Source organism: Paenibacillus sp. GbtcB18 (assembly GCF_019091125.1).
Taxonomy (GTDB): domain Bacteria; phylum Bacillota; class Bacilli; order Paenibacillales; family NBRC-103111; genus Paenibacillus_F; species Paenibacillus_F chitinolyticus.
This window is the reverse complement of record NZ_JAGXJX010000001.1, coordinates 705,838-731,653: the sequence shown is the minus strand read 5'-3', so window position 1 is coordinate 731,653 and position 25,816 is coordinate 705,838. Positions and strand designations below refer to the sequence as shown.

At 54.1% G+C, this 25,816-nt stretch carries 12 protein-coding genes; 4 read left to right on the top strand and 8 right to left on the bottom strand.

The window, feature by feature from the left end; genetic code table 11:
- Positions 1 to 11: 11 nt before the first annotated feature.
- Genes KVT34_RS03475 through ectB form a run of 4 tightly spaced genes read right to left on the bottom strand, consistent with a single transcriptional unit; the run spans position 12 to position 16,086 of the window.
- Positions 12 to 12,746, bottom strand: a complete 12,735-nt coding sequence (locus tag KVT34_RS03475) for a non-ribosomal peptide synthetase (RefSeq protein WP_217556691.1) — start codon at positions 12,744 to 12,746, stop codon at positions 12 to 14.
- Positions 12,747 to 12,773: 27 nt separating this feature from the next.
- Positions 12,774 to 13,991, bottom strand: a complete 1,218-nt coding sequence (gene fabD, locus KVT34_RS03470) for an ACP S-malonyltransferase (RefSeq protein WP_217556690.1) — start codon at positions 13,989 to 13,991, stop codon at positions 12,774 to 12,776.
- A 14-nt stretch (positions 13,992 to 14,005) separates the two neighbouring features.
- Positions 14,006 to 14,728 carry a thioesterase II family protein gene (locus KVT34_RS03465; protein ID WP_217556689.1) on the bottom strand — a complete coding sequence of 241 codons (723 nt, stop codon included), beginning with the start codon at positions 14,726 to 14,728 and terminating at the stop codon, positions 14,006 to 14,008.
- Between the two features lie 56 nt (positions 14,729 to 14,784).
- Positions 14,785 to 16,086, bottom strand: coding sequence for a diaminobutyrate--2-oxoglutarate transaminase (gene ectB, locus KVT34_RS03460; RefSeq protein WP_217557244.1), 1,302 nt, complete (start codon positions 16,084 to 16,086; stop codon positions 14,785 to 14,787).
- Between the two features lie 496 nt (positions 16,087 to 16,582).
- On the opposite strand from ectB, the gene KVT34_RS03455 reads away from it, so the two are divergent.
- The 3 genes from KVT34_RS03455 to KVT34_RS03445 all read left to right on the top strand — a co-directional run bounded on the left by KVT34_RS03455 (position 16,583) and on the right by KVT34_RS03445 (position 19,428).
- Positions 16,583 to 17,434 (top strand): ABC transporter ATP-binding protein, encoded by an 852-nt coding sequence (locus KVT34_RS03455; protein ID WP_217556688.1) that lies wholly within the window; start codon positions 16,583 to 16,585, stop codon positions 17,432 to 17,434.
- A gap of 15 nt (positions 17,435 to 17,449) precedes the next feature.
- A complete protein-coding gene (locus KVT34_RS03450; RefSeq protein ID WP_217556687.1) occupies positions 17,450 to 19,090 on the top strand; it encodes a Tat pathway signal protein in 1,641 nt (546 codons plus the stop codon).
- 98 nt (positions 19,091 to 19,188) lie between these two features.
- The gene (locus KVT34_RS03445) at positions 19,189 to 19,428 is read left to right on the top strand and encodes a hypothetical protein (RefSeq protein WP_042227822.1); all 240 of its coding nucleotides are present in this window, start codon (positions 19,189 to 19,191) and stop codon (positions 19,426 to 19,428) included.
- Between the two features lie 62 nt (positions 19,429 to 19,490).
- Here KVT34_RS03445 and KVT34_RS03440 read toward each other — a convergent pair whose 3' ends face one another.
- From KVT34_RS03440 to KVT34_RS03430, 3 genes are all read right to left on the bottom strand, one after another.
- Positions 19,491 to 21,137, bottom strand: a complete 1,647-nt coding sequence (locus KVT34_RS03440; RefSeq protein ID WP_217556686.1) for an alpha/beta hydrolase family protein — start codon at positions 21,135 to 21,137, stop codon at positions 19,491 to 19,493.
- A 178-nt stretch (positions 21,138 to 21,315) separates the two neighbouring features.
- Positions 21,316 to 22,236, bottom strand: coding sequence for a GNAT family N-acetyltransferase (locus KVT34_RS03435; RefSeq protein WP_254634510.1), 921 nt, complete (start codon positions 22,234 to 22,236; stop codon positions 21,316 to 21,318).
- Between the two features lie 228 nt (positions 22,237 to 22,464).
- Positions 22,465 to 23,217 carry an SDR family NAD(P)-dependent oxidoreductase gene (locus tag KVT34_RS03430; RefSeq protein ID WP_217556685.1) on the bottom strand — a complete coding sequence of 251 codons (753 nt, stop codon included), beginning with the start codon at positions 23,215 to 23,217 and terminating at the stop codon, positions 22,465 to 22,467.
- A gap of 161 nt (positions 23,218 to 23,378) precedes the next feature.
- Here KVT34_RS03430 and KVT34_RS03425 point away from each other — a divergent pair, with 161 nt between their 5' ends.
- The gene (locus KVT34_RS03425; protein ID WP_217556683.1) at positions 23,379 to 24,272 is read left to right on the top strand and encodes a LysR family transcriptional regulator; all 894 of its coding nucleotides are present in this window, start codon (positions 23,379 to 23,381) and stop codon (positions 24,270 to 24,272) included.
- Between the two features lie 146 nt (positions 24,273 to 24,418).
- On the opposite strand, the gene KVT34_RS03420 is transcribed toward KVT34_RS03425, so the two are convergent.
- Positions 24,419 to 25,663: an MFS transporter gene (locus tag KVT34_RS03420; RefSeq protein ID WP_217556682.1), complete on the bottom strand. Its 1,245-nt coding sequence runs from the start codon at positions 25,661 to 25,663 to the stop codon at positions 24,419 to 24,421.
- Positions 25,664 to 25,816: the final 153 nt, after the last annotated feature.

Genomic DNA, 25,816 nt, shown 5'->3' with positions numbered 1-25,816 from the left:
CTTTGCAACCCTTATACGCTCTCATAAAATTGTTTAATGTCCTCGAACTCATCGAGATCCAGATCGTTTGCCCCGACATCGGCCGGCGTTAACTCCCTCTCTGTTTTGGCCTCGCAGTGGCGCAGCACCTCATCCAAATTTTCTTCCAGACGATGAAGCAAATCCGATGCTGTCTTTTCCGTGTACGCATGGCCGTCATAATCGAGCCGTAGGGTGAGGACGCCCGATTCGAGCGTGCTCTTGAGATACCAGCTGTACTCCCGTGCCGCCCACAATTCGTCTGTTATTCTTTCGCCCTCGTTAAATGAATCAAAATAAGGAGTTGCGACACCCGAAGGCTCCAAGTGAACGAACCCGATCCGCGGCTTCTTCCGGACTGCGGTCTCTTCTGTTTGCCGATGCGAAGACGCAAGATCGTACAAAGCCCCATACCCGATTCCTCCGTCCGGGACTTGACGTACCGTTTCTTTAACTTGTTTGAGGTAGCCCGCCAAATCATCGGTATGCGAGGTATCCAGCACAAGCGGGTACTGCGTATCGAACCAGCCCACTGTCCGTGAGAAATCCAGCTTCGTATCTGTGCACAGCTTTCTGCCGTCTGCCGTCAGTTCAACGGAGAAACGTTTGAGTCCCAACGATTCGCCGAATGTTTTGCCGAGTGCGGATAAAATCGCTTCGCGGGCCTCCATCGAATAAATATCTTTCACCCCTGTAAGTAATTGGCTCGTCTTTTCTGCCGGGATAACCGCGCAGACCGAGTTTCGGAGCGTCGGAAGACCCGCCTTGGTTTCTTTATCAGGCGGAACAGTCCATTCCTCCACATTGCCGGGCAGAGTCCAGTACTCTCGCTGGGTCTGCGCCTGGCTGCTCTCCGCGTATTTTTCCAGATAGGCCGCCCACGTCCGGAAAGCATCCGTTTTGAGAGGAAGCGATACGCCTTCTCCCGCTATAAGCTGTCCGTAAACAGTCGCCAAATCTTCCAAGATTATAGAAAAAGAAGTCTCGTCGGTAATCAGACGATGGACTGCGATCAGAAGGTAGTCACCTTCGCCTGTCTTGAACAGCACGCTTTTTGCCAGCGGTCCTTCTTTCAGGGAAAGACCCGATTCAATCCCTTTGCTTTGCAGTTCAACGGCCGCTCTGAGATCAGACTTATCCCCGTCCAGACGAATGACGCTTAGTCCCGCATCTTCTTCCTCCAAGGAACGGTGTTCCAGCTTCAAGTTCCCTTCTTTCAAAACGGCACGCAAACGAAGGGCGTCATGCAGTTTCAGCACCTTGTCCCAAGCCGAACGGACATGGTTTTCTTCCAGACCGGCTTCCGAAAACAACAGCGCCGATAGCGACGATGCGGATTCGTAACCGCCTTGTTCGAAAAACCGGTTCTGCACAGGGGTCAGCACCATTTCTCCTTCGACCGGACCTTGTGCGATTTCACGGACGGACGACCTCACGTACGCGCCGAGATTCCCGATGGACGGATGCTCGAACAGTTGCTTGATATCCAGCGCATACCCTTCCGCTCTCATGCGGGCAACGACCTGGATCCCTTTGATCGAATCTCCCCCTAGGAGGAAGAAATTGTCGTGAATGCCGATCCCGTCCCGACCCAGCACATCCTGCCATACACCGGCCAGCGTCTCTTCCACTTCATTGCGGGGAGGGGCATACTCCGTATCCGTACGGAACAGATCATCCGGTTCGGGAAGCGACTTCCGATCGGTTTTCCCGTTTGGCGTAAGCGGAAGCTTGTCTAGAAATACATAGTGCGACGGGACCGAATAGTAAGGCAGTTGTCTGGCCAGTTGCTCCCTGACCTCCGCCGCGCTTGTAGCCGAATCCGACTTTGGCACGACATACGCGCACAAAACGGCCTCGTGTCCGCCGCTTTGATTGACCGTAACCGCCGCCTCCTGAACGGATGGCACGCTTATCAAAGCATTTTCGATCTCCCCGAGCTCAATGCGGAAGCCTCTCACTTTCACCTGGTGATCGATTCGCCCCAAGAATTCCAGGTTCCCGTCCGGCTTCCAGCGTGCAAGATCGCCTGTTCTGTACATTTTCGTTCCCGGAACAAACGGATTGGTCACGAATTTCTCCGCCGTGAGATCCTCACGTTTCCAGTACCCCCGTGCCAGCCCTTCTCCGGCTATACACAATTCGCCCGGCACTCCGACAGGCTGCAGGTTGGAACGCGCATCGACGATATACACCTGCGTGTTGGCGATCGGTCGCCCGATATCGATCCGGCTTGCCTGAGTCAGCTCCCTCACCGCGGACCATACCGTCGTTTCGGTCGGTCCGTACATGTTGTAGATTTTCAGTCCGTCAAGCGTCTGCAGCTGCTCCAGCAGCGCATGCGGAAGGGCTTCGCCGCCGACCATAATTTCCTTCACGCCGTTCAGCGCCCGCTTGCCTTCTTCGTTGGCGAGCAGCATTTGCAGACGGGAAGGCGTCATTTGCAGCATATCAATCTCATGCGAACAGATGAGTTCACCGAGAGCTTCGGCTTCAAGCTGATGATGCCGGTCTCCGACGACGACTGTCATTCCCGTCAGAAGAGGCACGAGAGATTCCAAAACGAATATGTCGAACGAGATGGTCGTTAACGACAAAATCGTTTTATTCGGGCGGAAAGCAATCAGTTCTTTCATCCCGGTTACGAAGTTCATGACGGAACGATGCGGCAGCATGACACCCTTCGGATTTCCTGTCGATCCCGACGTATAGATGACATAAGCCAGATGCTCAGGCTTTATGCCTTCAGCATCAAGATTGGAACCGTCGTTCCGGTAGATTTCTTCCTCTTCGAGGAACAGCACGCTTCCGTCGTACTCCAGGTCTTCGGTCAAGCTGCGGCTGGTCAGCAGCACTCCTGCTTCGCTGTCCTGAAGCATATAGAGAACACGTGCCGAAGGATAATCCGGATCGATGGGCACGTACGCGCCTCCGGCTTTCAGCACGGCCAGCTGGCCGATGATCATTTCGATTGAGCGCGGCACCATAAGCCCGACTAGCCGGTCGGGTCCCACGCCCAGCTCTCGCAGCGTCCGGGCAGCGGAATTGGCGCGTTCGTTCAATTCCCGGTATGACAAGCTACGTCCTTCGAAAACGAGCGCGGCAGCTTCCGGCGTTTTCGCAGCCTGCTCCTCGAACGCTTCGTGGATCGTTATATTAGTAGGAAACTCCACCGCCGTGGCGTTTAACCCGCTAATCAAGTCCTCTTTCTCCGACTCCGTGAGCATCCGGATATCCCCAAGCAGAATATCCGCCGATCCGGCTATCGCCTCCAGGATGACCGAATAGTGCCGGGCCAGACGCTCCACTGTTTCGCGCGCGAACAGATCTGTAGCATACTCCCAAGTAAACAGCAGCCCGTCTTTCTGCTCCGTAACATGCAAGGAGAAATCAACTTTGGAGATGCCTACGTTAAACTCTCCGGGCTTGAAGGAAAGCTTGCCCGTCTTCACGACGTCCGTTCCTACATTCTGCAGGCTGAAAATCGTATCAAAGAGAGGGTTGCGGCTTAAATCCCGCACGAGCTGCAGCTTCTCGACAATTTCCTCGAACGGATATTCCTGATTTTCGAACGCTTCGAGAGACTGGCTTTTCACCTCCTGCAAAAATTGTCCGAAAGCCAGCGAGGACTCGGGCTTGCTGCGGATCGCCAGTGTATTTACGAACATACCCGCCATATTTTCCGTATCGGCGTGTCTTCTCCCTGCGGCAGGCGTACCGACAAGGATGTCCTCCTGACCGGAATATTTGGCCAGCAGCACATTGTAGGCAGCAAGCAGCACCATGTATAGCGTCGTTTCATTGTCTTTCGCCAGGCTGTAAAGCGCCTGTGTTAATTTCTCGTCCGGAAGCTGGACAAAGCTGTCCCCTTTAAAGCTTTGAGAGGCCGGGCGCGGATAGTCCGTCGGCATCTGAAGAACGGGAAGGTCGCCTTCCAGCGTCTGGAGCCAATAAGCTTCCTGTCTGCTGAATTTTCCTTCGGCCAGCTGTTCGTTCTGCCAGATCGCATAATCTTTGTAATGCACATTTCGCGGAGGCAGAAGCCGACCTTGATAAAGCTGGATAAAATCATCCAGAAGCACGGCCATGGAGTAACCGTCCGCCACAGCATGGTGTACATCGATCAGCAGAACACTGCCGCCTGTTTCAAGCTCGAACAGACCGGCACGGAATAGAGGGGCTTTCGTGAGATCGAACGGCCGGACGAACTGCATCTGTAGCGTCTCTATCTCTTCCGCCCGTACTATCGAGACGGGAACATCGAAATCGGCTTCTTCCGCGATTTTTTGTACCACTTCCCCGTTTTCCAGCTCGAAATAGGTCCGAAACGACTCATGTCGCGCCGCCGCCTGCCGAAGTGCCCGGATAAGGCGCTCCCGGTCGATTTCTCCTTCTATAAAAAGGCGTCCCGGCACGTTGTAAGCCGTCCCTCCGCCGCCCAACTGATCGAGGACGTACATTCTTTTTTGGGCCGACGAGACTGGATAAGACCGTTTCGGTTGAACCGGCTGGATAGGCTCGTACGTTTGTCCGGAACTGCCCGTGATGAATTGTTCCAGGTCCCCAACCGTCTGCAGCGCAAAAAGCTCGCTTAACGGAATATGAATGCCGAATTCTTTGTTTACCCGCGAAAGAATGACGGTCGCTTTTAATGAATCACCGCCCAGTTGAAAAAAATTATCCGTGACATTCACATGAGCGGCGCCGAGCACATCTTTCCAAATAGCGATGAGCTTGTCCGTTACGCTTCCTTGCAAGTTTTGTTTGCCGGGAAGCGGCAAATTGCCGCCGGAGGGAGCAGGTAAAGCCGCAAAATCCGTCTCACCATCCGGCAGCAGCGGAAGCTCCGCCATCGGAATCACATACCGGGGGACCGCATAATCCGGCAAGGTTTCGTGCAGCAGCGAAAAACTTTCTATTTCTTTCCATATTTTTGAAGGGTTAGCAACGATGTATGCCGTCATATAGTCAACGGCTTCATTTTCAGGGTGGAGCTGAGCGGTTACGACACATGCCTCAAGGTGAAGCGTGTGCAGCAAATGCTCTTCAATCTGATCCAAAAACACGCGGTTTCCGCGTATAAAGACAGAGCGAGAAGATTTTCCGAGCCGTTTAATGGCTCCGCTGGGGTAGCTGTAGGCCCATTTCCCCGTACTCGTGAAACGGTTCGACGGAGATTTGACTTTTCCGCCCGAAACCGCATAGACTTCGCCGATCGTTCCGGGTGGGGCCGGATATTTGTAACCGTCCAGAATACATTCGTAGCTCCCGTTCTCATCCGCATGCAGGGCCCATCTCGCCCACACTCGCTCGCTTTCTTCCGCACTAAGGAGAGACAGTTCGGGCAGGCGTTTATCGTCCCCTTGAACGATAGACTCGAGCAAACGAATGAAATAACGGGACCAGGTTTCAACCGTTTCAGGCTGGAAAAGGTCCGCATTATAATCGAAATCGAGCCTCAGCTCTTTTGAAATCTCCGTCACGTTCAGGAAAAGCTCGTATTTGCAATACGCCGGATCATGAACAAGCAGTTCCGTGTCCAGCTCGTGAAAAGCAAGCTTCGGCAGCGGACGGTCCATGTTGAATACGGCCGTAAGAACAGGCAGATTGCGCAGCCCGCGCTCCGCCAGCGCCGCAAAGCTGTATGCCTGATATGCGTCCAGCTCGTTCATTCTTTGCTTGATAGAACCCGCATAAGCGGCAAAGCTCTGCTCGGAGGAAGCCCGGCTGAGGACAGGGAGCAGATTGACACAGTTTCCCATCAGAAAAGGAGCTTCCATCTGCGCCTGTCCGGCCGTGGGTACCCCGACCGTAATATCGCTCTGACCCGTTAACCGGTGCAGAAAAAGATGAAATCCCGAAAGCAGCGTCACAAATAGACTGCTTCCGAGCTTTATGCTGGTTTTTTTCAGTTCTTGTACAAGTGAGGCCTGAAGTATAGTTGTATGCCTTCCGCCCCGGGAAGTCGGAAGAACCGTTCCCCGGACGGGGGAAGGCAGCTCGACCACGGGAACCTGCTTCTCGAAAAGTCCGTTCCAATAAGCGGTGGCTTGAGCGCTTTGCGGTTTCTTCAGCTGCTCGGACTGCCAAGCGGCATATCTTCTGAAAGGTGCCGGTTCCGGCAGTCGGTAAGCTTCCCGACGGACAAGAGCGGAATAAATCCGCTCCAGTTCCTGGACGAACAGAGCCATGGACCATCCGTCGGCAATCAGGTGATGAAAAGTGAACACGGCCGTATGCTCATCAGCCGATGTGCGGAGAAGATGAATACGGAACAGCGGTGTCTTCTGCTTCAAATCGAACGGCGTCTGACTCTCGCGATGGAGCCAAGTCCTCATCTGACGTTCCTGTTCCACAGGATTAACACCCGTTAAATCCACAACCGGAACCGGCACATTGAAGCTATCCGTTACATGCTGGGTTTCACCGTCTTGACTGATGACGAGACGTAGTGCTTCATGTCTGGCGGTAACGGCCCGGACAGCCTGCTCGAACACCTCATTCTGCAGCGGTCCGCGAAACCGCAGAAGTGCGGTTTCGTGAAGCGCCGGGGAATCCTTGCGATTGGAAACGGAGGCGAACCAGAGCTGCTTCTGGTCGGGAGTCAGCGGAAACGTATCTCCTTGACCGTCTGCTTGCAGCTTGTCGGCGGGAAGCCGGCTGCCGGAAGGATCGTCATCGTCCGGGGACGGGTCCCGGTCGGGAAGAAATCCGCCTTTCCGCAGTTCGCCGATGCTGTCTTTGACAGCTTGTACAATGCGTGAAATATCTTCTTCCGAGTGGGCGGTGGACAAGAAGCAGTTGCGCCCCTCCCAGATATAAATGCCTTTATCGAGCATGTGATAGTAGAACAGCTCAAGGTCGCCTTTAAGTACAAAGCGGAAAAGCGAACCGAAGTGCACCACCTTGATCGGCACGCCTTCACGGCCGAAATACGTGTTCAGCTCATCGGCAAACCGCGCCGTGCGCGCATTCAGCTCCGCCTGGACTTGGCCTCCCGAAGCTTCCAGATGGTTCAGTACAGCGAGGGATGCCGCCATTGCCAGCGGATGATGGCAGAACGTACCCGCTACGAACGTTCTCCGGTGTTCGTTCTGCGGGAAGGAATCATCGCCGAATTTCCAGGTTCCTCCGTCAATGCCGTCCATAAATGCCGAGGAACCGGCGACGATACCGATGGGCATGCCGCCCCCGATGACCTTGCCGTAAGTGACCAGGTCCGCTTTAATGCCGAACCATGCCTGGGCGCCGCCCGGATGCAGGCGGAAACCGGTAATCACTTCATCGAAGATGAAAGCGGTGCGGGACTGGGCCGTGATACGGCGGATTTCTTCCAGGAATGCTTTCGGCTGGAAATCGGGCCGGCGGCTTTGCACGGGCTCGACCACCACGGCAGCCAATTCATGAGCGTGCATACGGATATATTCCAGCGAGTCTTCACTTCCGTAATTGAGCACGACCACATCGTCGACCATATTTTGCAAAATGCCCGGGGCCAGCGGAGTCGAATGCTCCTTGTTCGTTCCCGCGCTTCCTAGTGCGAGCACGCCGTCGAACGTACCGTGATAAGAACCTGCGAAAATAACGACCTTCGCACGGCCGGTTGCGGCGCGGGCAAGCCTCAGGGCAACCATCACGGCTTCCGTTCCGGAATTGTACAGCGCGATGCGTTCCACTCCGGTCATCCTGCAGATGGATTCGGCTACCTGACCGGCGAGATTGGACATTGGTCCTACGCACATGCCGTTCGCAAGCTCCCGCTCAATCTTTTCGCGCACGAACGCAGGGTTGTGTCCGAACAGATTTACACCGAAACCCATCGTCAAATCGACATACTCGTTGCCGTCAAGGTCCCACAGCTTGGATCCCTCGGCGCGTTCCGAGATGATCTGGTAAACCATTTCTTTCAAAAGAGGCCGAAAACCGGCGACATTGCGGTTGTTCGCATACACGTCGCGATACTGCTGGGTGTACGCTTTCGTACGACCCGTCCGTGCCGTGTACCGCTCTATCAGCTCGCGCACATGCTTTTCCTGTCTCTGTGACAGCGATTCGCGGGCCTTCAGGTCCAAAGCTTTATAAGGTACGTAGGGTTTCGGCTCCTCACCGTTTACCTGCTGCGGAACAGGTCTCGTTTCGACGGCAGCAGCGACTTCTCTCGTCGTTCCGGCATGCAGCCGTGCGTCAGACTGGGCAGGAGACGCGGCAATCACCCTCACGGCAGGTGCCGGACCGGGCACGGCGGCCGGTTGAACGGACACCGGTGCTTGCGCTGCCGGACGATTTCCGAGCACTTGCAGCTGCTGTGACATCAGCTGTAGCTGCTGCTCCACGATGCGCTCGACTGCCGAAGAAGCTGAGCTTCCGGCGATACCTACGACAGGAACGGCCGCGGCCTGTCCTTGTTCGCTCGCCGTTCCGGCAGGCTCGCTGTAGCTGTACGGCTCCGCAGGAACAGTTCGCTCGTAACCGGCAGACGCCGTCTCGGCGGGAGACACTTGCAGGACCGCTTCTGAACGGATCACGGGCGCGGTTTCGGTCTGCGGCACCCGTTCGACGATATAGGCCGTCAGCAGGTCCAGGTTTGTGAGCGATTCGAAGAAATCGCTCATGGGTACATCCAGTCCGAACGCGTCTTTAATGCTGTGACGGACCTGGGATAAATTGATGGAGTCCAGTCCCAGCTCCAGGAAATGTGTCTGAGGCTGAAGCTCTTCCGTACTGAGCTGCGATACGTTGCCGATCATCGTAATCAGCGTCTGACGGACGGAATCGGCGTGACGGGCGGAGGCTGTTTCCGCCTGTAGCTGTTCGTTCACCACACTCACCTGCTCCTTTGCGGATATATATTGTTCCCGTTCCGGTTGACCCGTTGGCGCCGAATGCAGCGGTTGCGCCGCAGATGCCACCTGTCCGGCCTTGATGGGAACGTCGATCCAGCATCTTTTCCGTTGGAACGGATACGTCGGAAGAGATACTTTTCTGAACGATCCTTTCGCATATAGGGCCTTCCAATCTACGGATGCTCCCTGTACATACTGACGGGCCAGTTCCTGCACAGCTTCCGCGCCAAGATCGGCGAGATTTCCCGGATGCGTGTATTCTTGCACTTGAGTGCTGTCTATTTTGCCGATATAAACGCCGTCCGAACCCTTGCCTTCCCTGTGAAGACGCTGCAGTTTCTGTTTCAATTCGGCTGCTCCGGCAGCCGTAACCGCCAACCGGTAAGTCAGATGGCTACGACCCGTGCCGGCCGTATAACATACATCCTGCATATCGCGTTCATCCGTACGGGCAAACAGTTGGTCGTAATCCCGGATAAGCTCCTGCAGTCCTTCCTCGGTTTTAGCCGATAGGGTGAGCAGCAGCGGGACGCTGCCTTCGGCTCCACTATTTGCCACAGATGCTTCCTGCAGAGGTTCGGGGGCTCCCGCGTACTCTTCCAGTACGACATGGCAATTGGTTCCGCTAAAGCCGAACGAGCTGATCCCGCATCTTCTCGGGGCGCCGTCCGTTTTCCATTCTTTTAACTGGGTATTCACATAAACCGGCGATTCCTCGAAACTGATTTTCCGGTTCGGAACCCGGTAATGAACGGAAGGGGCGATCTTCTTGTGCTGCAGGGAAAGCACTGTCTTGATCAACCCTGCGATGCCGGCCGCTTCATACAAGTGACCGATATTGGATTTAACCGTGCTGATGGCACAAAACTGCTTGCGTTTCGTCCTTCTGCGGAAAGCCTTGCCGATTCCGTCGATTTCGACCGGGTCGCCGAGTTTGGTTCCGGTTCCGTGAGCTTCGATATAAGTCACCGTCTCCGGATCGATCCGTGCATTGCGCCAAGCTTGAGAAATGACATCCGCCTGGGAGGATGCGTTCGGAGCCGATATGCCCACGGTGCTTCCGTCCTGGTTAATCGCGCTCCCCTTGATCACCGCAAGGATGTTGTCCTTGTCTTTGATCGCTTTGCCGAGAGGTTTAAGGAAAACGGCGCCCACGCCCTCGCCCCAGCCCGTGCCGTCCGAACTGTCATCAAAAGCCCGGGCACGGTCGTCGGAGGATTCCATACCGATGCCCGCCTTAACCGGCAGCAAGATCGTTTTCACGCCGCCCGCAAGCGCCATATCGCAGTCTCCGCTCAGAATCGCTTTGCAGGCCAGATGAACAGCTACCAGCGAGGAAGAACATGCGGTATCAACTGTGACGGCAGGTCCTTTGAGATCAAGCAGGTACGATATCCGGCTGGAAATGATCGAGGACAAATTTCCGATCGCGAAATTCGGAAGAGAAGCCGGGGACACTTCGGACAGAAGCCGCTCGTATTCGAAGCTGGTTTTGGAAAATCCGACGTAAACGCCTACTCGTTTGCCGGAAAGATTGGAACCGCCGTATCCCGCATCTTCGATCGCGCTCCATACGGTTTGCAGAAAAAGCCGCTGGTTCGGATCCATCAGCGAAGCTTCGCGAGGCGTCAGCTTGAAGAACGAATAGTCAAACGTATCGATTTCGTCCAGATAACCGCCTTCCGCGAGCGACAAATCCCGGCCCTCCGTATTCAGATGAGAAATGAACGCCTCGGCATCCTTTCTCCTCTTTTCGTTATACGGGGCAATACAATCACGGCCCTCGGAGATATTCGTCCAAAACTGCTTAAGGTTGTCCGCCTGCGGGAATTTTCCGGACATTCCGATAATCGCGATATCGCCGTCGGTTTCCTGACCGGAACCCGCCAATCTATCGCTCTGCTCGACACGGTCGGCCTCATCCCCCTGCGAAATAAAGCCGGCCAGCTTCGAAATCGTCGGATAGGAGAAAAAGTCCGTCACGGACACTTGAACGCCTAACTGGGTTTCGAGCTCCTCCACGATTTGCACGAGCTGGAGAGAGCTGGCACCGATATCGAAATAGCTCTCGTGCGTATCAATATCGTCAACCTGCAAAATTTGCTTCACGATAGCAAGCAGCTTCTGCTCCGCAACGCTGCGCGGAATGACAGCCGCACGTGCACTCTGCTTTTCCTGCTCCCAAATTTTCTGGAGTCCCGCAATCGTTTCTTCAAACTTCCCGTCCGTATAGTCCTGGGCAAGCTTGTACCGCTGCACTTTGCCGCTGGTCGTTTTGGGAATCCGCCGGATGGGAAGAACCGCTTGAATGTCCCACCCTCCCCGGTAATTCAAGTGACCCTTGAGACGTTTGGCCAGCGGGGCGAAATCTTCGATTTTTTTCGTATGCATCACAAAAACGATAATCCGGTCCTGACGGGTCGCCGGATCGTAGGCGCCGCAAACCGCCACTTTCCCTAGCTCAACGCCTTCCACTTCTTCCGCAACCCGTTCGATGTCGTGAGGATACACATTTTGCCCGTTCGCAAAAATGATATCTTTCGCCCGGCCCGTAATAATGAGCCGACCCTCTCGCATAAAGCCCAGGTCGCCTGTTATGAGCCATCCGTCTGGAGTAATGACCTTGGCGGTCGCTTCGGGATTGTTGTAATAGCCTGACGTTACATTCATGCCGCGGATTTGAATATTCCCGATCACGTAATCGTCCAGAGGCAGGTTCGCGTCGTCACAGATGCGGATATAGCTGCTTCGCAGCGGATGACCGACATCCACAAACGTCAGGCAGCGGTTATCAGAAGCGTCTATCTGAACCACCTTTTCGCCGATATTCAAATGCTCACGATCCAGGTGAAGACGCCGGAAATTTTCTTCCAAAGGCGGCAGAGACATGCCCACGCTTGCCTCGGCCATGCCGTACACGGTAAACATGGCGGTACTTCTCAGGCGGTGTTTGCTCATGGCCTCCATAAAGACGTCGCATAGCTCGCTGGAAATCGGCTCCGCCCCGTTATAAATCAAACGCAGCCGGGACAAGTCCCAATCCGCCGCATTTTCCGGTTTGTACTGGGCCAGAAAAAATTTATACCCGAAATTGGGGGAACAGGTCTGGGTAACCTTATGCTCCGACGCTTTCTTCATCCACAAAGACGGGCGCCGGATAAACAGCGCGGTCGGCATAATAAGCTGCCTGGTGTTGGACATGACGCAGGTCAGGTGAAAAGCGATCAATCCCATGTCATGCGTGAGCGGCATCCAGCCGAGATAGGCATCCGTTTCGTCCATCTCCGTTTGAACGGCCATGTCCCTTGTGTTATAAATCAGATTTTCATGGGTCAGCATGACCCCTTTCGGATCTCCAGTCGAACCTGACGAAAACTGGATAAACGCCAGATCGGACGCCTTCGCTTCATGAATAACCCCCTTATCCCCAGTGGAATAATGTACTTTATCCGTAAAAAGAGACACTTCTCTGACCTTTTCGAACACCTCCTCTTTTCCGTTTTGGAGGGCATATTTCTCCAGATTGTCCAATGCTTTTCCTTCGGTGATCAAGTAAGGATTGTTCAGAGTATCCCATATTTTAAACAGTTTCATCTTGTGCTCGTCATTATTGCCGACCGTTACCGGTACCGGGATAATCCCCCCCAGCAGGCAGCCCCAGAACACATTCAGAAAAGACCTGTTATCGTCGATTTGCATAAGAAGCTCGTCGCCCGCTTTCATGCCCGAGCTTTGGAGATGGTGAAGAACGCCAAGCGCGTCTTCTAGCAGCTCTCCGTAAGTAATACTTTCTTCGTTCTGGTCACCGTTAATAAAGGTTATTCCGCTGGACTTCTTGTCTCCCCTGTCCCGGATAACGTCAATCAGTGTCTGAAATTGTTCCACGTTCATCCCTCCGCAGTTATCCCCTTGTCACAAGCTTTTTGTAAAAGAGTCCGTAAACAACCGGCGAATCGTCTCCTCTTGTTCCTTCTCGGATACCTTCTTCGTCCGAAGCACTTGCCGAACGCATTCCTTTACATCCTGCCTCAGTCCGTATGCATCCCGGACAGAACCGTTCATTTCCGTGTAAGAACTCAGCATTTCACGCATGCGTCTGACCGGCTCAAGCACTCCCTGCGCATACTCTTCCTCGTTCCAGTTCGCATTAGGCGCAGAAACCGCGGCAGAGAATCCTGCCTCGATAAACTGCCGGACCGGAAACAAATCCGCCAAACTCTCCGCATCCGCTTCCCGGTCGTAAGCGTAAGGCCGGATCTGCCCCGAGCTGTCCCGGGTCAAGTTTTTCAGAACCGTTCTCGGACCCAGTTCAACGGCCAGTTCAACGCCTTCTTTCTCTAAAAACCGCACGGTTTGCAACCACTTCACCGGTGTGGTCATCTGATCGACAAGCCCCTGGCGGATAGCCGCCGCATCCGGATAAGGAAGCGCCGTGGTATTGGAAATGACCGCCCAGCGGCCCTCCTTGAATGTGACCTTGTTCAGCGCCTCTTCCAGGCTTTCCGCTGCAGGCTGCATAAGCACGCTGTGAAACGGTCCGCTGACCGCGAGCCGGGTCACTTCGATGCCGAGCCGCTCCAGTTCCTCCGCGGCGCTTGCCACCGCGTTCCGGTGGCCGGAAACGACCAATTGGCTGCCGGAATTGTACCCGGCAATGGCCGCCGGCTGCCCGTCGGAAGAATGCCTGCGGCACAGCTCCTCCAGCATAGCCTGATCGGACGAGCGGACAGCGATCATGGAGCCGAGGCCGGCTTCCGCCGCCTCCTCCATGAACTTGCCCCGCTGGATGACCAGTCCGAGTGCCTCCGCAAATGTGAGGACGCCGCTGCTCACCAGCGCGGAGTATTCACCAAGGCTGTGCCCGGCCGAGTATCGGGGTTCGATACCGATCTCGTGCAGGTATACCCGGCTTGCCAAAACGCTTACCGTCAGCAGCGCCGGCTGTGTAAAAGACGTTCTGGAGAGCCGGGCGGCGCTTCCTTCGAAACACAAAGATTTCATATCGTAGCCGGCCAGATCACTTGCTTCTTCGAACAATGCTTTCGCCCCGTCGTAACGGGCGTACCAGGCGGCCCCCATGCCGACATACTGGGAACCCTGCCCGGGAAATAACCAGGCGGTAGTAACCATGCCCCGCTCCTTTCTTACGCGTACAAAGATGAGTAACGGATTCCCAGGGAAGCGTGCAGGATATCCACGATTTCTTTCTGGAAGTCATTGATAAAAAAATGCCCTCCGTCAAACGAATGAGCCGTAAAAGCGCCCGTCGTATGGCGCCTCCAGTCGAGCACATCCTTTTCCCTCATCGTATCCCGCTTCCCCGCCAATACCGTCATGGCGCAGTCCAGCTTCTCCGCTTTCTCGGCGTAAGCGTATGTTTCGACAAGCCGGAAATCCGCCCGGAGAAGCGGTAAAAACAAATTCATCAGTTCTGAATTTTCAAACAATTGCGGAGGGGTTCCCCCCAAATCCGCAATTTTCGTTTTGAACAATTCCGGCTCCAGCCCGTGCAAAGGAGGCTCTGTCCGCTGTATATGTGGAGCCATCCTGGCCGCCGCGAAAAAATGCAGCGGGTTTTGTCCGTGCTTCTCCCTAATGCGGTGGATGAGTTCAAAGGCAATCAGGCTGCCCATGCTGTAACCGAAAAAAGCAGCCTGACCTTTGTCGAGATAAGCTTCCACTACGGGCAGAAGATCATTTACGGCCTCGTCCACATTTTCGTAGAATGACTCGTTAATGCGCCTTCCCCGGCCAGCCAGTTCCAGCGGCACCAGCTCAATGCCGGAATCCAGCAAGGGCTTCCACCTTGTGTAAATCACCGACGACCCGCCCGCATAGGGCAGACAAAACAAGAATATCTTTTTCATCCTGTCACCTGCCCATTCGTAACCATTTTGTAAAAGCTTGCGGAAGGCGGTTTAAATCAAACCGGCTCAAGCGTCGCTTCCTTGCGGGCGGAAAGTGTAGCCTGCTCGAAATAAGCGGCAAGCGCTTCTTTGACGATCTTGCAGCCCTGCTCCAGCAGCTCGGAATCAATCGTCAGGGCAGGCATCAGTTTCACGACTGTGTCATTTCTTCCGGACCGTTCAATAATGAGACCCTGGTCATAGCAGCGGGACGCCACGAATTTGGCTGCCTGCTCGCCGCCTTCCAATCCGCCCAGATCGATTCCCCAGATCAGGCCGAGTCCGCGGATGGTGATGGCCGGGTGCAGGGGAACGATTTCTTTTTGCAAATAGTCGCTGACCCATGCTTCCTTCTCTTTCACCGATCCCTCCAGGTTCGAAGAAATTCTGAACTCCAGTGCCGCCGTCGCGCCGACGAAAGCAAGCTGGTTTCCGCGGAACGTACCGTTATGCTCGCCCGGCTTCCATACGTCCAGCTCCGGTTTCAGGAGGAGAAGCGACATCGGGAGCCCGTAACCGCTGATCGATTTCGACAGCACGACAAGATCCGGCTGAATTCCCGCCCGTTCGAACGAGAAGAACGATCCCGTACGTCCGCAGCCGACCTGGATATCGTCGACGATAAGCAGAATGTCATGCTCTTTGCACAGAGCGCTCAGCCGCTGCAGCCACTCCACCGGAGCCACGATTACGCCGCCTTCGGCCTGGACGGTTTCAAGAATGACGGCAGCGGGCTTCTCGATACCGCTGTTCGCGTCCGTAAGCACATTCTCCATATAGCCGATCGTGTCGAAAGACTCATTGAATCCGTAAGGATATGGCATGAACGTCACGTTGTGCAGCGGAGCGCCTGCGCCCCCGCGGTTGTACAAATTGCCCGTTGCGGACAGGGCGCCGTAAGACATGCCGTGAAAACCGCCGCTGAACGAAAAGATACCAGTCCGTTTCTTCGCCTTTCTCGCCAGCTTCAGCGCGGCTTCGACCGCATTTGTGCCTGTAGGCCCACAGAACATCAGTTTGTAGTCCAGCCCTTTCGGCGCCAGGATCAGTTCGTTGAATGTTTCGATAAAAGTCCGCTTGGCCGTCGTGTACATATCCAAACCGTGAACTACCGCATCGGACCCGATATATTCCAGCAATTTCCCTTTGATAAAATCGGGATTATGCCCGTAATTCAAAGCCCCCGCTCCAGCGAAAAAGTCGAGAAAACATTTGCCTTCTTCCGTAAACATCATGGAATTTTTAGCCGTACGGAACACATCTCCAAATACCCTGCTGTAAGATCTTACATTTGACTCCAAAAGTTCGAACGAATTCATCATTTCATCCTCCATCTGTGTTTTTTTGCAGGACAAATAACCGCTGATAAAGCAGCATTTTAAAAAATGCTCGAGGTCAGCTTCAATCCGAAAAGCTATTCAGGCAGTTCATGATGAGGGCAGAGCTTGTTCCAGTAATGTGGGCTGGGTTCTTGAGGTGTCCTTAGTCCAAACGCCCGACTAAACGTGAGACTAACGAATCATGTGAGGAGATCTTAGAGGTCTTAAGTAGCAAAAGAAAGTCGAATTTACCAATTCTTTCATAAATTATGATAGAGTAGGTTTACAAATGTTGTCAATGCATTTTCAAATAATAAAAAATTGAAATTATTGTTACTTATTTTGTCTTTTAATTATTTAATTTTAAATTATAATTTTTTGGTAAATATGGTTTTAGTTATAGACATTTCCCAATTTCATGTGTATACTCTTTCTTGATATCTTGGTTATTTTGTTAATAATTGTTAGATTTGAGGTGGCCGACATCCTACTTTCAATGAGCAATATCGGTAAGCAGTACCAGGAAAATGTATGGGGGCTCCGCCATGTCGATTTGCAGGTACAGCCCGGCATTCTAGGTCTACTTGGTCCTAACGGAGCCGGCAAATCTACTTTAATGCGGCTATTAGCCACCATTTCGGAGCCTTCCGAGGGTACCATTACGTGGAACGGAGTCGGCATTCGTGAAAATCCCGAAGAGATTCGGCGTATTCTAGGCTATCTTCCGCAAGATTTCGGCGTCTATCCGAATCTCAGCGCTCATGAATTTTTGAACTATATGGCGGCGGTAAAGGGGATAAGCGGCAAAGCGGCGGAGAAACGCATCGACGATCTCCTCGGTCTGCTGCATTTGTATGACGTGCGCAAGAGAAGAATCGGCAGCTTCTCGGGCGGCATGAAACAGCGAATCGGCATCGCTCAGGCTCTGCTTAACGATCCCAAGCTGCTTATTATCGACGAACCCACAATCGGGCTGGATCCCGCCGAGCGCTTATCGTTCCGAAATCTGCTGACCGACCTGTCAGGTGAACGTCTTATTATTTTCTCCACTCACATTGTATCGGACATTGAAGCGACGGCGGACAGAATCGCCATCCTTTCCAAAGGCCGGCTCATCAGCGATTCCAACCCCGGGGAGCTACTGCGGCATGTACAGGGAAAAGTATGGAACGTGGTCATACCCGAAAACCAGCTCCAGGAAGCCCGAGCCAAGTGGCTCATCAGCGCAACCGTCCGGCGCGAAGACGGGCTGCTGCTCCGCGTGGTGTCGGAGACTCCGCCAAACGAGCAGGCGACGGCGGTTCAAGCGGGAATTGAAGACGCCTACCTCTATTTGAGCGCAGGATAAGGAGGCGTGACGCAGATGAACGCATGGAACATTACATACCAGGTGGCTCTGGCGGACTTTCTGGAAAGAACCCGGCGGTTCAGTTTTCTCGTTACGCTCGGTTTGACGATTCTTGCAGCCTATCTGTTCGTGCCTCCCTCGGATGCCGGATACGTCACGCTGTATTTCGAAGAATTCCGGGGGATCTATAACTCGGCTTGGGTGGGCGGAACAACGGCGGTTTCGACCTCCTTGTTTTTATCCTTCTTCGGCTTCTTTCTGGTCCGTAACGGCATCGAGCGTGATAAAAGGACCCGTGTGGGCCAGATCATCGAAGGCTCCTCGCTGAAAAAATCCCATTATCTGCTCGGAAAAGCACTCAGCAATTTTCTGGTTTTGGCGGTGATTGCCGCCGTTGTCATTCCCGTCGCGATCTGTATGCAGTGGGTCCGGGGCGAAGACTACACGCTTCACCTGGGTGCTTATCTGGCCCCGTATCTGTTTGTTGTAATTCCTGCTCTGGCGGTTGTTTCAGCCATGGCCGTCCTCTTCGAAACCCGTCCGGTGCTCAGGAGTCCGTTCGGCATCGTGCTTTACCTGCTTTTGTTTACCGGCGTTACGATGTCCACGCTGTATTCGGGCATGGGAAACGACGTCATCACCAAGGCGATGCGCGAAAAGCTGCTGCTCACTCACGCCGATTATGAAGGTACATACGGGCAAGGAATTCTGTTCCTGGAAAGCCCGCTCAAGCTATTCGTCTGGGACGGCATAAGCTGGACTTGGGACATTGTGATCAAACAAGCGGCTTTGCTCCTTGTCGCGGTCCTGGTCTGCCTGCTGGCCTCCCGCCTTTTCCGCGGCTTCAAGGAAAGCCCTGTCGTCGTTCAAGGGCCCAATGCCGGCACCGCCGACGGCCAGACCGTACCGGCCCGTTCCCGACGCGGCAAAGCCCCGGCCTCGGGGCAGGCTAAAAAAGCGCCGACGGAACCCGCCCCGGCGAAAAGTCCTGCCCTGGCGTCGGCAGCCGGGCTGACACCCGTGCGGGTGAATAACCGGTTTCTGCCTCTCGTCGGAGCGGAGTTCCGGCTTCAGTTCGCAGGTTTTCCACCCGGCTGGTACGTTGTGGCGGTGATTCTCGCTCTTCTGTGCCTGTTCCTTCCCTTTACGACGGCACTGAGGTGGATTTGGCCGCTTGCATGGATCTGGCCGATTTCACTCTGGTCTTCGATGGGCAATCGCGAATACCAGTACGGCACACTGTCCGTCCTCGCTTCGTCACCCGGCTATGTCAGAAGACAAATCCCTGCCGTGTGGCTGTCCGGTTTCCTGGCCGTGCTCCTTACAGGGAGCGGGATGCTCATCCGTTTTATCGTAACGGGCGATGCGGTTCACCTGATTTACGCTGTCGCGGCGGCGTTTTTCGTACCGAGTTTTGCCCTCGCTTTGGGCATATGGACGGAGTCCAAACGCCCCTTTGAACTTATTTACATGCTCCTGTGGTTCCTCGGTCCTTTCAACCAGTTGTTTTATGCGGATTTTATGGGCACCGCAGTACCGTCCGGCTCCGCCAGCCATCTTACTTCCGCTTCCCTGCTTATTATTGCCGTTCTTTTGGCGGCTTCGGTTCTGCTTGTTTTGGCGGCGTATTCAAAACGGAAATTAAAGGTTAAATAAAATTGTTAACCTCACCCATATTTTGAAGGGGTATCCTTTTGGAGGTCGTCTAAGGGTTAAGAAAATAAAAAAGAAGCAAGTGAAGGAGGCGTTTTAAAATGGCCGCATATATTTTCCGGTTTTTAAAGCCGTTTGTTCTGCTGGGAGTCATTCTAGGGGTTATCGTGTTTATTTTGAACGTGCTGGGCCTGGAAATTCCGATGGTCGTCGGAACTACAACCTACCGTGGTACAGAGGCTGCCATCATGGAGCTGATCGGAATTCCGGTCGCCCTCGTTCTGTTAGGCACCATCATCGGGTCAATCGCTTATATGTCCAACAACAGCCAAAAATACTAAACACCCGCCGCTCAAAGATGGCGGCAAAAAAAAGCCTGAATACCAGGCTTTTTTTGTTTGTTTTATTTTGGGACCGATGCACTGCCGTCGATCCAAGCCGCAATATCCGCGATAACGGTCTCCGGTACATTCGCGGGAATTTTGTAATTCCCGATGCCGTTCTCCAATTTGCCTTCTGTAAACAAATGCGTCAGGTTTGGGTACGTTTTATAAGTAACGGCCGGGTTCCCCGCGTATACTTCCTTCCAACCCTTCAGGCTCGCCAGCGGCACCTGGAAATCTTCTTCTCCCTGCAGTACCAGCATGGCGGCGCTGCGGAGTTTGGCTTCATCGGCCGGTGAATAACCGCGGATATCGTGCCACCAGTAAGGATTCGGCGGCAGCTCGAAAGCGGCCGGGGGCGACTTTGGATCGAAAGAATCGGCCTTCACCAGCTCCAGCTGCTTGCGGTAATAGGCCAGCTGCTCTTTCGGAATCATCCCGCCGAGTTCCTCGTGCTCGTAGGAATCGATCTCCGTATAGCGAGGATCGGCCCCCGCCAACACTACGGCCCCTTTGATAAGCGAGTCCGTGTCCTTTGCCAGAAGCCGCGGTATCATCCAGCCGCCTCGGCTGTGGCCTGCCGCGTATATTCGGCCTGGATCGACGTCGGGATCTAGACGTGCCGCCTTGACCGCCTCAAGTACCGGTTCCACGAACTCGTCTCCGATCGTATAATGACCGTTAAGCTGCGCAAAATGCTCCCGGGTCGTCTTATCCATCCGGAGCGTCGCTACCTGGCGGTTTGCCAATCCGACGGCAAGATCCCGGAACGGCTTTTGGGCGAACACCGTGCTGTCCCGGTCCAGTTCTCCATCGCCCTGCAAAAGAATCACAAGCGGAAACGGGCCCTTTCCCGCCGGAACGGTCATGGTGCCTTCCACGGCATGATCGCCGGTCCCGATAACCATTCTGCGCTCCTCATAAGCCGCGGGCTTGTCGTACGAAGGTGGCCGGTACCCCTCAAAAGCCATTCCGGCATAAAAATCGTCCACATAGCCGTCTTTGTCGAACCGGATCTCCAGATCGAAATTCATCTGCGGGCTTTCACAGGTGAGGATGACAGTCCGGTGGACTGCGTTGCTTTCGATCCGTTCTCGGGTAATCGGGAGCTGTGCAAGCTGTTTGACCAGTTGGACCGTCCCTTCCGGAAGCCCGGCTTCCTTGAATGCCTCGTTCGTTAGAGCGTCTGTGCCTGCACGGTTGTTTTTTTGAAGCTGCGTTACAAAAGCCCGTGCTCTTGCGGCGAGATCGTGGGCCGGAATCTCCAGCTTTCCGCCGCGCCAAGCCGCTTCAATGCCAAACGCTTTAACGGCAGTTTCCCGTTTAATATAGGCAGTGCTGTCAAGCAGGATCACTTCATCCGGCGCTAAAGGTATGCCTTCCAGGTCGGCAGCAGGCATACCGGGTTTCGCAAGAATGAAGCTGAGAACACGCTTGTCTTTGGCGGCAGTTACGGTCCGTTTGGCTTCGTCCCAATGAATGGGAATACCTACCCATTCGCAAAGCGCGCGAAGCGGCAAGTAATCTTCTCCGGCAGCCGAAGCCTGTGAAGTAAGTGTCAGCGGGATTTTCCCATCCTGGGAAGCCATGGCGGCTGCAGGCATGGAGCTGCTGATAATGGCGGCTGACAAGAAGATAGTAAGCATACGCGGTGGTTGTGTTTTCATCGCTGACTGTACCCCTTTACTGGTATCGTGTTGCTTCCAGCGTAACGGATTCCAGAGAAAGGTCCCATCGATTTCCATGACAAAATACAGGGGATAGCTTACAAAATTGTAAGCTGCCCTTTTGGGTCACTAAACAGCCCGAAACCCGCCGGATAAAGCCGGCAGGCTCCGAGACGTTCTATTCGAGGATTTTAAACATGCGGTAATAGCCCGGGACAGGCACATAACCGAGCTTTCGGTTAATGGCAAGCATCGGCGCATTCTGGGAATCGTTGTTCGTCCGAATATAGCGGTAGCCCCGTTCTTTTGCCAAAGAGATAGACGCGCGTTTGAGTGCGTAAGCAATGCCTTTTCCTCTGTAATCCCCGTCCACACATGTATAGAGATTATAAACGCTGTTGGTTTGCTTCATTTCATACAGCTCGGCGGCTCCGACCGGTTCGTCTCCGTCCAAAGCGAGCAGAAACAGCGACGGATCGAAGCTTTCCCGTTCCAGATTCTCTTTACGCCACTGACTGTACCACATAAATTCTCCCTCGGAGCCGGGAATGTCGCGGTGGGTTTTCCGGTAGAGCTCATAGACCCGCTTCTCCATCTCTTCTCCGGGAACTTGCGCCAGCGTGGTCAGCGTGATCCCTTCCGGCGTGTCTGCCGATCCGCCATCTGTGTCAGCCGCCGGCCCGTCTAATTCGATGAGGGATTCAAACAGGTGACGGTCCCTGACAAAACCGCGTCCTGACGCGTAAGCTTGAGAATCCCGATCGTTATCGCGGACTTCGCCTACGATTTTACTGGCGCCGTTTTCGTCCGCATAGGCAGCCAGCTTCGCGTAAATTTCGCGTCCTATGCCGTTTTTCCTTTCCGCCGGATCGACAAGAACCTTTTGGTACAACGTACCCGGAGCCGTCCAGGGAGCCCGCCAGGAATAGCCGTAGCCGATAATTTTACCCGATTCGTTTACGGCCACAAGACGCTGACGGTCATGGCCGGTCAGTCTTCCGTTCTCGTCACGCGTCAACTCGCCCTTCTGCGGAATCGCGGCATCCTCTTCACGCATGCGCTGTACCGTAACCGGCTCGGAATAGAATGTGCTGAGCAAAGCGGCCGTGCCTTCATAGTCTTCGGGTATACACTATGTTTCGGATCGTAATCACCATACCATTTCTCCTTAATGACTATTTTCCCAAATCATACCACGGCTACCGGCAAAAAAACGGGAGAATTTGATTTTACATAAAGTTTACTCGGGATGGAGAATTTCATAAAAAAAGCCCCTCTTCCAGATGAAGAGAGGCTTCTTGCCTGATGGTATGGGGAAGCAATTTTTTTATTTAAACGAGGCGTACCCTTGGTCGACCATAACTACGCTGCCGTTGATGGCATCCGCTTCTTCCAGCGAAAGCAGGTAGACGGAATTCGCTACCGTTTCCGGCTTCGTCAGCTCGCCGCCCATCACTTTGGCTTTCATGCTTTCGAGCATGCCGTTATCTTTGAAGCCCTGGATGATCGGTGTATCCACCGCACCCGGCGCTACCGCAATGACACGGATGCCGTGAGGAGCAAGCTCCAGTGCCGCCGATTTCGACATCATGATAACGGCGCCTTTGGTCGCATGGTAGGCGAAGGTTCCGGGAGAAGCGAGGAAACCGAAGACCGAAGCGGTATTGATGATCACACCTTTAATACCGAGCTCTTTCATCTTGTTCCCTGCGGCCATAATACCGTATGCAACCCCATGCTGATTGACCGCGATCGTTTTGTGATACAGATCCATATTTTGAGTCAAAACGGGCCCGGCACCGCCGATTCCCGCATTGTTGAACATCACGTCGATACGGCCGAACTTGGCAACCGCTTCATCCACGAGAGCTTGTACGCTTTCTTGACTGGATACGTCGACTTTGACGAAGATCGCCTCTCCGCCCTCTTTTTTTATGTGCTCTACGGTTTCCATACCGGCCGCTTCATTGAAGTCCGCTACGACGACCCGGTCGCCTTTGCGGGCAAATTTTAAACAAGTTTGACGGCCGATACCGCTTGCGCCGCCTGTGATTACTGCTACACGTTGAGTGGTTGTCATATAAATTCCGCCTCCAAAATATCTTGTCTGGTATATATGTCGGTGGTGTGCGCTTTGTCACACGTTGACCTTGATTAGATCGTATCATATACTCAAGATTAATTATATTTCACATTAATTAACTAACCTTAACTTAAAGTTAATATCAGGGAGCACTTAAAATGAATCTGGAACAGTTGGAATTCATCGTAGAGGTGGCTCGGGCGGGAACGTTGACCCAGGCTGCGCAAAATAAACATATGACAGTTGCGGGCATCAGCCGCTCGATCTCTTTTCTGGAAAAAGAACTCGGCGTACGCATCTTCATCCGGTCGCGTACGGGGGCGGTTCCGACACCGGAGGGGCAAATGATTCTCGGCAAAGCGTCGGCTATTCTAAGTCAGGTTCATCAGCTGCAAGCGGAGGCGGACAGCTACGGAAAGCTGCAAAACGCGAGGCTCCGCGTGGCCACGATTCCGGGCCCCGTCTCTCTGCTCGTAGATACGCTGACGGAACTTAAAAAAGATTTTCCCGGCATCCGGCTGGAAATGATCGAGAAAGGCACCAAAGAAATTATCGACGATGTGCGCCATAACCGCGTCGATATCGGTTTTATTTTGTTCCCTGATACGATTCTGGAAAACGCATGCCTGCATGCCGAACCGCTTGTCGAAGGGCGCATGGTCGTCGGCGTGAGCCGGCATTCCGCCTTGGCCTCGGCAAAATCGCTCTCGCTGAACCAGTTGGCCGCCCATCAGCTTGTGCTTTACCATGACGAGTATATTGCCCGCTTTATCGCCACGCTCGGCGATTCCGTGAACGTTCTGTTCACGAGCAACAATATCGACGCGATCATCAAGGCGGTCCGGGAGGGAATCGCCGTCACTCTCGGAACGGATTACACGTTTTACGGGAACCCGGATTACGAAAACGGCGATATTGTGATGGTGGACGCGGAGCTTCCGGGCGAGCAGCCCTCTTACCTTTGGTGCGTCCATCCCAAGGAACAGCCGTACTCCCAAGCCGCCCATCTGTTCGTCAACCGGCTCAAAATGCAGCTTAAAAGGCGGCGGTAAGATCCCCTGCCCCGTACAATAAGAGACTTCTTGTTACAGCAGGATCAATTCGCAAAGAGAATCACTCTTTCTTGGGGAAGCTCCGACTATGCCGAGCAAAAAAAGACCTATGTCTGCAGACATAGGTCTTTCGGGTGTATTTCGGTTTACTGCCGTTTGCGAAGAACGCGTCCGAACACGAACAGGATGGGCAGCAGCAGGACCGCCGCGGTCGTAAGCGAAGCCCGAACGGACAGCCGGTTGCCGATCCAGCCTACGAACGGACCGCCTGCGGTTTGGCCGAGCGCATCGGATTGGCTCATCATGGAGAGCACCGTCGCCCTCGCCCGGCTCTCGATATTGAGATTGAGCCAAGTCTCGAAAAGCGGGGCGCTCACCGTCCCGATGACCCCTACAGCGAGCAGGGAGACCAGGGCCCAGCCGAAATTCGGCGAGAAGGCAAACGACAGAACGGCTGCGATTCGCAGTGCCGTCAGCACGAACATGCTTTTGAACACGATGCGTTCATCCGTCGTGTCCAGCCGCTTCTCGGCGATCCACATCGCGAGCATGCTCAGCAGAATTGTCAGGACGGAGATGAGCCCGAACCAGAGGGCGGCGGATAAGGGCAGTTCGGCCGGAAACGTGATTTCCTTCAAAAGATGCGCTTCCCACAGCCGGTCGTAGCCCTCGGATGCCGCCCCGCTGAATACGGTCACAACCAACATCATCAGCAGGATGGGCCGGGAGGAAATCTCTCGGGCACCGGTGAGCCAGGTAGACTTGAGTTCCGTCCAAGGTCCGCTTCCCGGCGGCCTCTCTTGACGGATGAACTTGGTCTCCTTCATGTGCAGGAGAAGGTAACCCCCCATTACGGCATACAAGAGGCCGCCTGCCAGAAACGGCAAGTTCGTAGCCAGCGTAGAAAGTCCCACGCTGATTCCGATTCCTAACAAAGCGGCAGTCAGCGTCCACCTTTTCGCACGCATAAAGACCGGGCCCGCATGCTCTTCGCCGACTTCGTCGACGAACCAGGCGGTATCCGCGCCGCTGAGGAACGTTTCTCCGAATCCGCGGATAGCCTCGGAAATAAGCACCCAGACAAACAACGAGATAACGGGCACGACCGCACCCGCCCCTATCACGCTGCCTTCCAGAAAAAAGCTGCCGCTCATCACGAACATCCCGAGGATGACCGATTTTCTGCGGCCGTACGTATCCGCCACTACCCCTGTAATTCCTTCGAACAGGAGCACGGTCAGCTCCAGAACGGTTCCGACGAGCAGGAGCTGCAGCGGTGTCAGGCCCAATGTCTGGATAAAATACACCGCATACGTTGTAAACATGACACTGTTGGCCAGTGCCAAGCCGAATTTTAATCTTAAATAAACTTGTGACGCGTGTACATTCATGAATAAGTCCGCCTTTCAGGCAGACGGCACGTCACGTTTTGTATCCACTTATCCGCTCATCGGCAAGCTTATCGCACGTGCCGTCTTCCCCACTTTTTGATTTGTTCTTTTCTGCGCGGGGTTTCATATGAGTTTTGCTGCATGAACGACACC